This window comes from Herbaspirillum frisingense (assembly GCF_047325095.1).
Classification (GTDB): Bacteria; Pseudomonadota; Gammaproteobacteria; order Burkholderiales; family Burkholderiaceae_D; genus Herbaspirillum; species Herbaspirillum frisingense.
Map to the genome: position 1 here is coordinate 3253123 of NZ_CP168558.1, position 13424 is coordinate 3266546.

Sequence of the window (13424 nt, forward strand, 5' to 3'; positions counted from 1 at the left end):
TCCCTAAAGTTTTCTAGATCGGCGTCGAAAAAGGATTTGCTTGCAGTTTCAAAGCACGCAGTTTTAGTTCGGAAAGCCTTGAAAGAGATTTTTTTCGCGAAAGCCCTAAACTTTTTCCAAGACTGCCCGATAAAGCAATCAACAGAGGTTGAAACGCCTGGGGCTCATGGGTAGAAGACCAAAGTTAAGCACTGAAACTCGGATCATCGGTCTCAAATCTTAGGAGAATTAACATGGCATCAGTCATCAATACCAACATTGCGTCGCTGAACACGCAACGCAATCTGAATTCGTCGCAGTCGTCGCTCAACACCTCGATCCAACGCCTGTCCTCCGGTCTGCGCGTCAACAGCGCAAAGGACGACGCCGCCGGCCTGGCCATTGCCGACCGCATGAACTCCCAGATCAAGGGTCTGGCAGTTGCACAACGTAACGCCAACGACGGCATCTCGATGGCCCAGACCGCTGAAGGCGCTCTGTCCACCGTGACCGACAACCTGCAGCGTATGCGTGAACTGGCTGTTCAAGCTTCGAACGGCACCAACAGCGCGCAAGACCGCAAGACCCTGAACGACGAATACAAGCAGCTGTCGGAAGAAGTGTTCCGCGTGCTCAACGGCACCAGCTTCAACGGCCAGAACCTGTTCACCGGCTCCGGCCAAGGTGCATCGGCTGGCGTGGGCTCCAGCTCGGCCAACGTTTCGGCTTCCCTGACCCTGTCGTTCCAGGTCGGCGCCAACGTCCAGGACAACAAGCTGAACGACCAGATCACCATCACCCTGGATGACCTGTCGAACAACAAGACCATGGCCGACGTCATCGGCACCAGCGCCAAGGGTCTGATCGGTCTGGGCGACACCTCCGGTGTGAGCACTGCCCAAACCACCTACACCTCGGCCAAGGCCAAGCTGGACAACCTGTTCGCTACCGGCTCGACCCTGACCGCCAGCGCCCTGGCTTCTTCGGCAGTGACCCTGCAGAAGGCCGTGGACAGCGCCAAGCTGGCCCTGGACAAGGCTGTTGCTGCTCCGTCCGCACAAAGCGATGCACAGAAGGCAATCACCAACCTGGACAAGGCCATCAGCCTGATCTCGTCCAAGCGTGCAGAGTTCGGTGCCGTTCAGAACCGCTTCAGCGCCGTCATCAGCAACCTGCAAGTGTCGAGCGAGAACATCACCTCGTCCCGTAGCCGTATCATGGATACCGACTACGCTGCAGAAACTGCCAACCTGACCCGTGCGCAGATCCTGCAACAGGCTGGTAACGCGATGCTGTCGCAGGCCAACTCGGCACCGCAGCAAGTCCTGTCGCTGTTGAAATAAGCCTGATAGCTAGGTAGGATGACGTGCGGAGGATAGGCCTTATTCTCCGCACGTTCCTTTAAGGAAGGGAGTAGTAACATGTCGATTGCCCCACTTAATATCACAGCTGCTGGCGATTCCGGTACGGCTTATGCTTTGCCGCAAAGCGCTGTCAAGCCCGATCCCGTGGTATCGACCGTTGCCCCGGCAGCGACTTCGGAAGCACGTCGCGCGACGGAAAGCGATGTCAACGATGCCGTCGGCAAACTCAACGACTTCGCCAAGACCAGCGCCTCGGCACTGAACTTCTCCAAGGACGAAGAGACCGGCCGCACCATCGTCAAAGTCGTGGATACCGCGACCGACACCGTGATCCGCCAGATTCCCAGCGAAGAAGCGATTTCCATCGCCAAGTCCATCGACAAGATGCAAGGCCTGTTGATCAACCACAAGGTCTGATTTGAACTTGAGTCTGGTACGAACTGCAGTGGCTCGAAAGACCGCGTGCGCCCATGATCCTTCATGGCGCATGACGGGTTCGGCTACCCCAGTTCATAATGGATTCGCATAACACCCGCACAGCGTCCCTCCTGCACCGACGCCGTACTTGAGAGCCACTCTCCTGTTGACCGCGCGCGCAGCTCCCCCTTAAAGCGCTGTGCCTTACGCAAAGATTCAGGAGTTGAACCATGGCCACTTCCACCGGCACTATCTCCACCTCGGCAGGCCCGCTTGACGTCGCGACCCTGGTCAGCCAGCTGATCTCGGCGGAAAGCCAGTCTCAACTGACTCCGCTGACCACCCAGGCCAGCAGCTACAACACCCTGATCTCGGCGTACGGCAGCCTCAAGAGCGCGCTGTCGACCTATCAGTCGGCCATCACGGGGCTCAGTGCAGCCAGCTTCAGCTCCCAGAAAAGCAGCGTCAGCAACGCCGGCACCGGCAGCAACCTGACCACCGATCCATTCACCGCCGACGTCAACAGCGACGATTCGACCAAGATCCTGGCGCAGAAGATCAAATCCGAGGGCGTCACCAGCGGCACCACCTTCAGTGCTGGCGACTCGCTGGCGATCAAGATCGGCACCAACTCGCCCACCTTTATCACGCTCAAGGCCAACTCCACCCTGGCAGGCGTTCGCGACGCCATCAATGCCTCCAAGGCGGGCGTTACTGCCTCCATCGTCACCGATGGCAGCGGCGATCACCTGGTGCTGGAATCGAATACCGGCGGCACTGCCAATACCATCAAGGTCACCGCCAACAACAGCCTGTCCCGCTTCGCCTACGATCCATCGAGCTCGACGCCCAGCACCACCACCCAGATCCAGGCGCCGCGCGATGCGACCAAGGCTGCCTCGGGCACCTATTCGGTTGGCGTGACGCAACTGGCGCAGACCGCCAAGCTCAGCTCGGCCAGCATCACCCCGGGCAGCACGTTTGAAAATGGTCTGCTGGCCATCAAGACCGGCACCGGCTCGACGACCATCATCAAGCCGTCCACCAATAGTCTGGCCGGCATTCGCGATGCCATCAACAGCAGCGATGCCGGCGTGAACGCCACCATCGTCAGCGACGGCACTAACGACCACCTGGTGCTCACCGCCAAGGACAGCGGCGCCACCAATACCATCAAGGTCACCGGCACAGCGGACTTTGCCGTATTCAATTCGGATCCGAGCGGTACGGTCACTACCCCCAATGTCAGCAATAGCCAGCTCTATACCACTGGTACGCTGAACCTGAAAGTGGGGGACAGCACCATCGCCATCAACCCGACGGCCAATGGCAGTGGCGACATCGACCTGACCCAGGTCATGACCGCCATCAATGGTGCGGGTGCCGGCGTGACCGCCTCCATCACCAACGACGGCACCAATAGCCGCCTGGTACTGACGCCGAACGCCGCGAACGCCACGGCTGCCATTTCCCTCGCGGGCAGTGGTGATTATTCGGGTCTCAGCGCCAGCGGCATGGGACAGTTGCTCAAGGCGCAGGACGCCAAGCTGTCCATCGACGGCGTGACGGTCACCAGTCCCAGCAACAAGGTGGAAAACGTGATTTCGGGTGTGACCCTGAATCTCTCCAAGGTCACCACCTCGGCAGACGATTTCACGCTCAACATCAGCAACGACACCACCGGCCTGACCAGTGCGGCCAACACGTTCGTCTCCGCCTACAATACCCTGGCCAAGGCGATCGCCAGCATGACCGCGCAGACGCCTTCGACCACACTGGGCCAGGCCAATACCTCGGCCCCCCTGGCCAGCGAGTCGTCGGTTCAGACCATCTTGACCCAGTTGCGCAATACCCTGTTCTCCTCGGTGGACGGTGGCAATGGCATCAACACGCTTTCCGACATCGGCATCGGGTTCCAGAAGGACGGCACGCTGGCACTGGACGCCACCAAATTGTCGACCGCGGCCACCAACAATTTTGCCGGCATCGCCAACCTGTTTGCCGGCACCGACCCGGATACGACCAACACCACGTCCTCCAAAAATGGTATCGTCACCAAGTTGACGACGCTGATGACGAACCTGTTGAGTGACACCGGCATCATCGCCACCAAGACCAACGGCCTGCAGGCCAGCCTGAAGATCAACCAGGATCGCCAGACCGCAGTGCAGACCCGTTTGTCCAACATGAAAGATGCCTACACCAACCAGTTCAACCAGCTCAACATCACGCTGGCCAGCATGCAATCCACGCAAAGCTACCTGACCCAGCAACTGGCCAGTCTGGCCAAGAGCAGTTGAGTCTGAATCCGCGAACATAGGAGAACGTCATGTTCGGAAGCATGAAACGCGGGGCCAACGCCTACGCCAATATCGGGGTGGAAACCGGCGTGGTGGCCGCCAGCCCGCACAAGCTCATCACCATGCTCTTCGATGGCGCACTGGTTGCCATTGCGCTGGGCAAGAAGCACATGGGCGAAGGCAATATCAAGGACAAGGGTGAATCCATCACCAAGGCCATCCTGATCGTCGACAACGGTCTGCGCGCCAGCCTCAACAAGGAAGTCGGCGGCGAACTGGCGTTGAACCTGGATTCGCTGTACGAATACATGAGCCGACGCCTGTTCGAAGCCAATGCCACCAACAATCCTGCCATCCTCGATGAGATCCACGGTTTGCTCAATGACATCCGTTCGGCGTGGGAACAGATTGGCCCCAACGCCGTGCAGTCCGCACCGCAAATGGCAGTTGTCCAGGATCATTCCCAACCCAGCTTCGCAAAGGCCTGACTGATATGAACGGTGACGAAGTCATCGCCATTTACGAGTCGATTTCGCAATTGACTGACGAAATGCTGGCTGCCGCGCGGGCAGCAGACTGGGACCTGCTGGCCGGGCTGGAAGCGCAGTGCGGCAAGCACATCGCCAACCTGCGCAATTGCGAGGACCATGTTGCCCTGCCTGAAGCCTTGCGCAACCGTAAGGTCGATATCATCAAGAAGATCCTCGAAGACGATCGCCACATCCGCAACCTGACCGAACCGGGATTGCGCAAACTGTCGGCGCTCATCCAAAGCAACCAGACCGAACAGAAGCTGCTCAATACCTACGGCATGGGTAGTTGAACATGCTGCCGCGGGCCGATATCGCCAGCGCCGTCCAGCCTGTCCATGCAGTTGACGCGGCCACCGCCGTCGTCTCGGTTGCCGATACCCGCCAGGAGGCTTTCAGCCGCCTGGCGCAGATTGCCATCGGCCAGCAGATGTCCGGCCGCATTCTCTCGAACTTCAGCGACGGCACTTTCCTGGTGCGCATTGCCAATACGGCTGCGCGCATGGTGTTGCCCAACAACGCCAAGGTCGGCGACTCGCTGATCCTCACCCTGGTCTCCAAGGACCCTCGCCCCACGTTTTCGGTCAACGAAGGCAGTATCCGCACCGACGAAGACAGTGCCTCGGTAGCGCTGAGCAATGCCGGCCGCGCCATGCAGAAGGACCTGAAGTCCTTGCAGTTCGTCACCCGTGACGAGAGTGGCGCCGGCCAGATCGGGCAGAACGAGGAAGTCCCCGCAGATGCCCGCGCCAAGGGCCCAGGCCAGGGCGATTCGGGCGCCCCCTCCAGCACCACCACCACGCTCAGCAACGCCGGTCGTCTCATCGGCAGCCTGCTGCAGGCCTCCCAGCAAGGCGACATGGCCGATCACGTCAGTGCGCCTGCCCCGCTGCTGGCCAAGCCCAATGTTCCCACCGAACAGATGGCAGGCGCCCTCAAGGACGCCATCGCCTACAGCGGAGTTTTCTACGAGTCCCATGTTTCGGCGTGGGCCGCAGGCCAACGTCCCGCCGAGGAACTGATGAAAGAACCGCAGGCCCAGGTGGCCGCCCAGAAAGGCGGCGACATCAACCTGCTGAGCCAGAGTGATCCGGCACAGAACCAGCTCGGACAGTTGATCAACCTACAACTCAACGCCCTGGAACAGCAACGGGTCGTCTGGCACGGGCAAGTCTGGCCGGGGCAGCAGATGGAATGGGAAATCGGCCAGGAACATGACCAGTCCGCCTCCGGCGGACGCGACGACGACGCCTCGCCCCCGACCTGGCACAGCGTCGTGCGCTTCAACTTCGCCCAGCTGGGCAGCGTTTCCGCCTCAATCCGCTTGATCGGACAGCAGATCCACGTACAGGTCAAGGCCGACAACGAAGCCGCCGCAGCCGCCCTGCGTGGTCATAGCGGCCTGTTTGCCAATGCCATGGCAGCGGCAGGCACCTCCCTCGACTCCCTCACCGTCAAGCAAGCCGATGGAGAAACCTAATATCCCGCTGCAAAACGCCGTCGCGCTGGCCTACAATGCCAGCCAGGGGGCGCCCCAGGTCGTGGCCAAGGGCCGTGGCCTGGTGGCCGAAGCCATCATCGCGCGGGCCAAGGAAAGTGGCGTCTACGTGCACGAATCGAAGGAACTGGTTTCCCTGCTGATGCAGGTCGAACTCGACCAGCAAATCCCCCCCGTCCTCTACCGCACCGTGGCCGAACTGCTTGCGTGGCTATATCGTATTGAAAATATGCAATTAAGTGAGTCTGTGATGTATGATACTGGGTTAAATTATTCCAATAATTTCCCCGGGGAAAGCGAGCCCACTCGCTGATTTCAGACGCACAAGACGCAAAAGACGCACAGATAGATGGCTAATCACGACGAGATCGACGACGACAGTCCCTACCGGGTTCATTCACGGCGGGAAATCATCGCCCTGCTGACCAGCATGATGGAAAAGAACCAGCTCCTGAGCCTGCTGATCAAGGGTGGCTCCGAGTCCGTGATCACCTCCATCCTCGAAGTCGATGCCGATGATGATTCTCTGATCATCGATGCCGCGCCCAGCGCCATGCTCAATGAGAGCATCGTTTCCAGCAAGCGCATCAATTTCGAAGCCCTGTACAACAGCATCCGCATCACCTTCGCCGTCGACGGCGCCACCCAGATCGAATACCAGAATCGCCCTGCCCTCAAGGTCGACATCCCGGAAAGCCTGGTTCGCCTGCAACGTCGCGAGTATTTCCGTATCCCGACGCCGATCGCCAAGCCGCTGCGCTGCACCTTCCGCATCACCCAGGCCGATGGCTCCTTCGCCACGGTGATCACCCTGCTCAACAACATCAGCGCGGGTGGCGTGGGCATCACCGACGAAAAGAAGATCCTCCCCGCCACACCGGGCGTGATCTACGAAGATTGCCAGCTGGAACTGGGCGACAACACCCTGGTCTCCGTAAAGCTGCAGGTGCGCGACTGCAAGGAATTCAAAATGACCAACGGCAAGGTGGTCAACCGCTTCGGCTGCCAGTTCGTGGACATTCCCCGCACGGTACTGGCGGCGATCCAGCGCTTCATCACCAAGCTGGAACGGGAACAGAACGCCAAGGCATCCGGCATGATGTAAGGCCGGACAGGGGCTGCCCTGCAACCCCGCTCCCAACAGCCATCCCCGCACAAAACAAAACACCCCGAGACCGGATCGACCGGTTTCGGGGTGTTTTTGCATGCAGACCGTATTGCCACGGTGCGGTAGTCGCTGCGCCGTGGCACCATCAGCGCGAATCGATCACAACTGCATGGTCATGATGTCGCGGTAGGCCGAGACCAGCTTGTTGCGCACCTGAATACTTGTCTGGAAAGAAATGCTTGCCTTCTGTGAAGCAATCATCACGTCCGAAAGGTTCACACTATCATCGCCCATTGCGAAGGCTTGCGACATCTTGGCCGCCGTCTGCTGGGAGCTGTTGACCTGATCGATCGCGCCCTTGAGCACATCGGCGAAATCGACGCGCTGCGCCGGCTTTTCCGCCTTCAGGCTGCTCTGGACCGGGTCGGTCACACCCTGCGCCCGCGCCGCGGCGGCCTTCAACTGGGCCACCATCGCCTCGATCTTGCTGGTATCAATCACGCTTTCGATTGCCATTTCCCACCCCTTGAGTTCATCTTGCAGGCCTTACGGGAGCGCAGCACGCACCCCTGCCATCTACAGCAGCACCTTAACACTGCTGCATTGACAAATCGCACTAATAAGCGGGGAATTTGCCATTCTGTTCGGGCGATCAAATTCCCGCTTCCAACGGACAATCCACACTGAGCAAAAAACCTCACAAAGGTAGGCAGTGAATAAAGTCTTTATCAAGCTGGCAATCGCGGGGACGCCAGAGGGGAAATCATGGCGGTAGCAGCCGACGGCACGATGACCGGCGAAACCAATACCACGGGCGACATCAGCAACGCTGAGGGCATGCCCCAGGGGCAACCCGCCCAGGGTGGCATGGTTGGCTATGCCCGCTCGCCGCAAGGCAAACGCATCCTGCTCATCATCGCCGCAGCTGCCACCTTGGCACTGATGGCCGGTATCTGGCTGTGGAGCCAGAAGGTCGAGTATCGCGTCCTGTTCTCCAACTTCAATGACCGCGACGGCGGCGCCATCGTGGCCTCGCTGCAGCAGATGAACGTGCCCTACAAGTATTCCGAGGGCGGCACGGCCATTCTGGTGCCCGAGAACATGGTGCATGACGCCCGCCTGAAGCTGGCCGCGCAAGGCCTGCCCAAGGGCGGCAATGTCGGCTTCGAACTGATGGAAAACCAGAAGCTGGGCATCTCCCAGTTCCTGGAACAGGTCAACTTCCAGCGCGCCCTCGAAGGTGAGCTGGCGCGCTCAGTGCAATCCCTCTCTTCGGTACAGACCGCCCGCGTGCACCTGGCCTTGCCCAAGGCCTCAGTCTTCGTGCGCGACCAGCAGAAACCCACCGCTTCGGTCGTCTTGAGCCTCTATCCCGGCCGCTACCTCGACCAGCAACAGGTCAGCGCCATCGTCCACCTGGTGGCCAGCAGCGTCCCCGAACTGTCTCCCAAGTCGGTCACCATCGTCGACCAGAACGGCAACCTGCTCTCCGACACCACCAAGCAAACGCAGACCAATACCCTGGACCCGACGCAGCTGAAGTATGTCCAGGACCTGCAGCAGGACATCGTCAAGCGCGTCGAGTCGATCATCGCGCCCATCGTCGGCAATGGCAACGTGCGTGCCGAAGCGACCGCCGATGTCGACTTCTCCCGCACCGAACAGGCTTCCGAAGCCTACAAGCCCAACCAGACCAAGGATACCGCCGCCGTTCGCAGCAAACAGAGCAGCGAAGCCAATAGCGCGACCTCCGGCACCTCCGGCGTCCCCGGCGCACTCACCAACCAGCCGCCGGCCCCGGCCACCGCGCCTATCGTCAATCCGGCGGTTGCCAATGGTGCTGCCAACCAGAACGGTACCGCCGCCACGCCCAATGGCGCAGCGCCCACCCCCACGGCCAGCGGCAATTCGCGCAAGGACGAGACCATCAACTACGAGGTCGACAAGACCGTGCGCTACACCCAGCAACCCATGGGTGGCGTGCGTCGCCTGACGGTGGCCGTGGTGGTGAACTACAAGCGCACCATGGACAACACCGGCAAGATCGTGATGCGTCCGCTGACCGAAGCCGAACGCAACCAGATCACCGACCTGGTCCGTGAAGCCATGGGCTACAACAAGGATCGCGGCGACTCGCTCAACGTGGTCAACACCCAGTTCAGCACCGACATGGAACCGGAAGTGCCGCTCTGGAAGCAGCCGGGCATGATCGAGCTGGCCAAGGAAATCGGCAAGTACGTGCTGGTGGCCGCAGTCCTGCTGTTCCTCTACTTCCGCGTACTGCGCCCCATCGTCTGGAAGCTCTCCGGCCGCGAAGAGCGCGAACGCCTGGCCAAGGAAAAGGCCGAGGCCGAAGCCGCCGCCGCTGCTGCCGCCGTGGCCGCCGGCTTCGATCCGGACGATCCGGATGCCATCGTCAATCTCTCGGGCGAACCCGAGGTCGACGAACGCGCCGCCTACAAGGCCAACCTCGAAACCGCCAAGCAGTGGGCCAAGAACGATCCGAAGCTGGTGGCAAGCATCATCAAGTCATGGGTGAACAATGAGTAACGACGGCGTTCAGAAAGGTGCCATCCTCATGCTCGCCCTGGGCGAGGATGAAGCCGCCGAAGTCATGAAGTACCTGGGCCCGAAAGAGGTCCAGAAACTGGGCGCGGCCATGTCGGCCCTGCGCAATGTCAGCTTCGAGGAAATCAATGAAGTGCTGGAAGCCTTCGTGGCCGAGACCGGCCAGGCCTCTTCGCTGGGTCTGGATTCGGACGAGTACATCCGTAGCGTCCTGACCAAGGCCCTGGGCGACGACAAGGCCACCTCCCTGCTCAACCGCATCCTGGGTGGCCGCGACGCATCCGGTATCGAAAGCCTCAAGTGGATGGACGCCCAGTCGGTCGCCGAACTCATCCGCAACGAGCACCCGCAGATCATCGCCACCATCCTGGTTCACCTGGAGCGCGACCATGCCTGCGGCATCATCAACAATTTCACGGAACGTTTGCGCAACGATGTCATCCTTCGTATTGCAACCCTGGACGGCGTGCAGCCGGCTGCGTTGCGCGAACTCAATGATGTGCTGACCAAGCTGCTGACCGGCAACGAAAGCCTGAAGAAGCAACAGATGGGCGGTATCCGTACCGCGGCCGAGATCCTCAACTTCATGTCCGGCGAGAACGAGACCTCGGTGATGAACAACCTGCGCTCCTACGACGAGGACATGGCGCAGAAGATCATGGACGAAATGTTCGTCTTCGAGAACATCATCGACATCGACGGCCGCGGCATCCAGCTGCTGCTGCGCGAAGTCCAGTCCGAGTCGCTGATCGTGGCCCTGAAGGGTGCCTCGCAAGGCCTGCGCGACAAGATCTTCGCCAACATGTCGCAACGTGCGGCCGAGATGATGAAGGAAGACCTGGAATCCAAGGGACCGGTACGCCTGTCCGAAGTGGATGCTCAGCAAAAGGCCATCCTGCAGATCGTGCGTCGCCTGGCCGACGAAGGCCAGATCGTCCTGGGCGCCAAGGGCGAGGACGCGTTCATCTGATGCGCTTGATGCCCATCGTGCAGTTTGCTGTCGGCATGCCGGCCTGAGGAGTCAAAGAAGCCATGCGTGCAAAGATCATTCCCAAGGAAGAGATGACGCCTTACCAGCGCTGGGAGCTGGCGTCCTTCCACGACGAACCCGAACCGGAGCCCGAACCGCTGCCGGTAGAGGAAGAATTCCTCGAAGAACCGCCGCCGGTGCCGCAACTGACGGCCGAACAGCTCGACGCCATCCGCGAAGCAGCGCGCCAGGAAGGTTTTGCCGAAGGCCGCCAGCATGGCCTGCAGGCGGGGCGCTCGGAAGGCTACATGGCCGGTCTGCAGCAAGGTCAGCAGGAAATCAACGAAGTCATCCAGCATTTCCGCCAGATCGCGGTCAACTTCAGCACCGAAGTCTCCCAGTGCAGCGAGCGCATGGCCCCCGAAATGCTGGACCTGGCGCTGGACCTGGCCAAGTCCATGCTCAAGACCGCCCTGCGCGCACGCCCGGAGCTGGTCCTGCCCACCGTCAGCGCTGCCATCCACGCCCTGCCGGTGCTGCAACTGCCGGCCAGCCTGACCCTGCACCCGGGAGACGCCGCCCTGGTGCGCGAGCACATGGGTGCCGAGCTGGCCCAGCAAGGCTGGAAGATCGATGAAGATGCCCAGATGGACCGCGGCGGCTGCCGCGTCGAAACCCGCACCAACCAGATCGATGCCACCACCGAGACCCGCTGGAAGCGGCTGGGCGAATCGCTGTCCAAGCAGCTCGACTGGCTGGAATGACGTTTTACAAGTGATACCGACCTGAACGGGAGCCCCGCATGAACTCCCCGATGCCATCCCATAGCAGCCTGTGGCAAGCCTATCTGCACAACTGTCGCAGCCTGGTGTCCATGGCCGAGCCGACCATGACCGCCGGCCGCATCACCCGCGTCGCCGGGCTGGTGATGGAAGCGGTCGGACTGAAGCTGCCAGTGGGCAGCCCCTGCAACGTGCCCCTGCCCAATGGCACCATGATCGAAGCAGAAGTCGTCGGATTCCAGGACGATCGCCTCTTCCTGATGCCGCAGAGTGATGTCGAAGGCATCGTTCCGGGCACCCGCGTCTACCCCGTCGAACCCGTACGCCCGCCGCCGCGCACCGGCCCCATCAGCTTTACCCCGCGCCGCATCGACGAACACAGCCGGCGCCTACCGGTCGGCGACGAACTGCTGGGCCGCGTGCTCGATGGCGCCGGCCGCCCGCTGGACAACCTCGGCCCGCTGCACACTGAAAGCTCGGCGCCCCTGGGCGTACGTGCCGCCAATCCGCTGGGACGCGCGCCCATCCGCGACATCCTCGACACCGGCATTCGCGCCATCAACACCATGCTGACCGTCGGCCGTGGCCAGCGCATGGGCCTGTTCGCCGGCTCAGGCGTGGGCAAGAGCGTGCTGCTGGGCATGATGGCGCGCTACACCAGCGCCGACGTGATCGTGGTCGGCCTGATCGGGGAACGTGGTCGTGAGGTCAAGGAATTCATCGAACAGATCCTGGGACCGGAAGGCCTGGCACGTTCGGTGGTGGTAGCAGCCCCCGCCGATACCCCACCCCTGATGCGCCTGCAGGGCGCGGCCTATTGCACCTCGATTGCCGAGTATTTCCGCGACCAGGGCAAGGATGTGCTGCTGATCATGGATTCGCTCACCCGCTATGCCATGGCCCAGCGCGAGATCGCCCTGGCCATCGGCGAGCCGCCTGCCACCAAGGGCTATCCACCTTCCGTGTTCGCCAAGCTGCCGGCACTGGTGGAACGCGCCGGCAATGGCGACGAAGGTGGCGGCTCCATCACCGCCTTCTACACCGTGCTGACCGAAGGCGATGACCAGCAGGACCCCATCGCCGACGCCGCCCGCGCCATCCTGGACGGCCACATCGTGCTCAACCGCCAATTGGCCGAAGCCGGCCATTACCCGGCCATCGATATCGAGCAATCCATCAGCCGTGCCATGCACAGCATCACCGATGCCGATCACCAGCGCCGCTCCCGCCACTTGAAGCAGTTGTACTCACGCTTCCAGCGTAACCGCGACCTCATCAGCGTGGGCGCCTACGCGGCCGGCAGCGACCCCATTCTGGACGAAGCCATTGCCTTATTGCCAAGAATGGAAGCCTTTTTGCAGCAAGGCATCCACGAACAGGCCGATGTATCAGAGAGCTTGAGGCAACTTACCGCTCTATTCGGGTGATTGAGCGGGCAGGGCCAAAAATATAATCGGAGCGATCATGGCTACTCCCTCCGCACTTGATACGCTGATTGAATTGGCGACCAAAGAGACCGACGATGCGACCAAACGCCTCGGCCGGGCTATTCGCGTGAGTGAAGAAGCACAGCAGAAGCTGGGCATCCTGCAGCAGTACCGCGACGACTACGCGGCCCGTTTCCAGGAAACCCTGACCAATGGCTTGACCGCCCTGGCCTATCGCAACTTCCAGTTGTTTCTGGAGAAGATCGACAACGCCATCGATGGCCAGCAGGACGTGGTGCGCAGCAGCCAGCAACGCGTGGCCGAGGCGCGTGCCGCCTGGCAGGCCTGCGAGCGCAAGCGCATGTCCTACGACACCCTGGCCACGCGTGCCCGGGACAAGGAAATGCGCAAGGAAAGCAAGCGCGACCAGAAGTCCATGGATGAGCACGCCGCACGCATCAGCTTCTACAAGCGCTGATCG

The 13424-nt window shown here is 61.1% G+C and carries 14 protein-coding genes; 13 read left to right on the top strand and 1 reads right to left on the bottom strand.

Annotation, left to right across the window (positions count from 1 at the left end):
- Positions 1 to 233 precede the first annotated feature (233 nt).
- From ACEOAC_RS14945 to ACEOAC_RS14980, 8 genes are all read left to right on the top strand, one after another.
- The gene (locus ACEOAC_RS14945) at positions 234 to 1322 is read left to right on the top strand and encodes a flagellin (protein WP_102662961.1); all 1089 of its coding nucleotides are present in this window, start codon (positions 234 to 236) and stop codon (positions 1320 to 1322) included.
- A 78-nt stretch (positions 1323 to 1400) separates the two neighbouring features.
- Positions 1401 to 1760 carry a flagellar protein FlaG gene (locus ACEOAC_RS14950; protein WP_039874823.1) on the top strand — a complete coding sequence of 120 codons (360 nt, stop codon included), beginning with the start codon at positions 1401 to 1403 and terminating at the stop codon, positions 1758 to 1760.
- Positions 1761 to 1990: 230 nt separating this feature from the next.
- Complete coding sequence (gene fliD / locus ACEOAC_RS14955) at positions 1991 to 4060, top strand: flagellar filament capping protein FliD (RefSeq protein WP_413444405.1); 2070 nt, start codon at positions 1991 to 1993, stop codon at positions 4058 to 4060.
- A gap of 29 nt (positions 4061 to 4089) precedes the next feature.
- Positions 4090 to 4548 carry a flagellar export chaperone FliS gene (gene fliS / locus ACEOAC_RS14960; RefSeq protein WP_077237057.1) on the top strand — a complete coding sequence of 153 codons (459 nt, stop codon included), beginning with the start codon at positions 4090 to 4092 and terminating at the stop codon, positions 4546 to 4548.
- A gap of 5 nt (positions 4549 to 4553) precedes the next feature.
- Positions 4554 to 4883: a flagellar protein FliT gene (locus ACEOAC_RS14965; protein ID WP_077237056.1), complete on the top strand. Its 330-nt coding sequence runs from the start codon at positions 4554 to 4556 to the stop codon at positions 4881 to 4883.
- Positions 4884 to 4885: 2 nt separating this feature from the next.
- Positions 4886 to 6070, top strand: coding sequence for a flagellar hook-length control protein FliK (locus ACEOAC_RS14970; protein WP_413444404.1), 1185 nt, complete (start codon positions 4886 to 4888; stop codon positions 6068 to 6070).
- Positions 6057 to 6401 carry an EscU/YscU/HrcU family type III secretion system export apparatus switch protein gene (locus tag ACEOAC_RS14975; protein ID WP_077237054.1) on the top strand — a complete coding sequence of 115 codons (345 nt, stop codon included), beginning with the start codon at positions 6057 to 6059 and terminating at the stop codon, positions 6399 to 6401. The genes ACEOAC_RS14970 and ACEOAC_RS14975 overlap by 14 nt, the downstream gene beginning before the upstream one ends.
- Before the next feature lie 36 nt (positions 6402 to 6437).
- On the top strand, positions 6438 to 7193 hold the full coding sequence (locus ACEOAC_RS14980) for a flagellar brake protein (protein ID WP_006462654.1): 756 nt from the start codon (positions 6438 to 6440) through the stop codon (positions 7191 to 7193).
- Positions 7194 to 7355: 162 nt separating this feature from the next.
- On the opposite strand, the gene fliE is transcribed toward ACEOAC_RS14980, so the two are convergent.
- Positions 7356 to 7712: a flagellar hook-basal body complex protein FliE gene (gene fliE / locus ACEOAC_RS14985; protein WP_006462655.1), complete on the bottom strand. Its 357-nt coding sequence runs from the start codon at positions 7710 to 7712 to the stop codon at positions 7356 to 7358.
- A gap of 249 nt (positions 7713 to 7961) precedes the next feature.
- Here fliE and fliF point away from each other — a divergent pair, with 249 nt between their 5' ends.
- From fliF to fliJ, 5 genes are all read left to right on the top strand, one after another.
- Positions 7962 to 9746, top strand: coding sequence for a flagellar basal-body MS-ring/collar protein FliF (fliF, locus tag ACEOAC_RS14990; protein ID WP_006462656.1), 1785 nt, complete (start codon positions 7962 to 7964; stop codon positions 9744 to 9746).
- Positions 9739 to 10734 carry a flagellar motor switch protein FliG gene (gene fliG, locus ACEOAC_RS14995; protein WP_006462657.1) on the top strand — a complete coding sequence of 332 codons (996 nt, stop codon included), beginning with the start codon at positions 9739 to 9741 and terminating at the stop codon, positions 10732 to 10734. Before fliF ends, fliG begins: the two co-directional genes overlap by 8 nt.
- A 62-nt stretch (positions 10735 to 10796) precedes the next feature.
- Entirely contained in the window at positions 10797 to 11498 is a 702-nt protein-coding gene (fliH, locus tag ACEOAC_RS15000) for a flagellar assembly protein FliH (RefSeq protein ID WP_413444403.1), read from the top strand.
- A 38-nt stretch (positions 11499 to 11536) separates the two neighbouring features.
- Complete coding sequence (gene fliI, locus ACEOAC_RS15005) at positions 11537 to 12943, top strand: flagellar protein export ATPase FliI (protein WP_039874829.1); 1407 nt, start codon at positions 11537 to 11539, stop codon at positions 12941 to 12943.
- Between the two features lie 37 nt (positions 12944 to 12980).
- Positions 12981 to 13421, top strand: a complete 441-nt coding sequence (gene fliJ / locus ACEOAC_RS15010; protein WP_077237051.1) for a flagellar export protein FliJ — start codon at positions 12981 to 12983, stop codon at positions 13419 to 13421.
- The last annotated feature ends 3 nt before the right edge of the window (positions 13422 to 13424 follow it).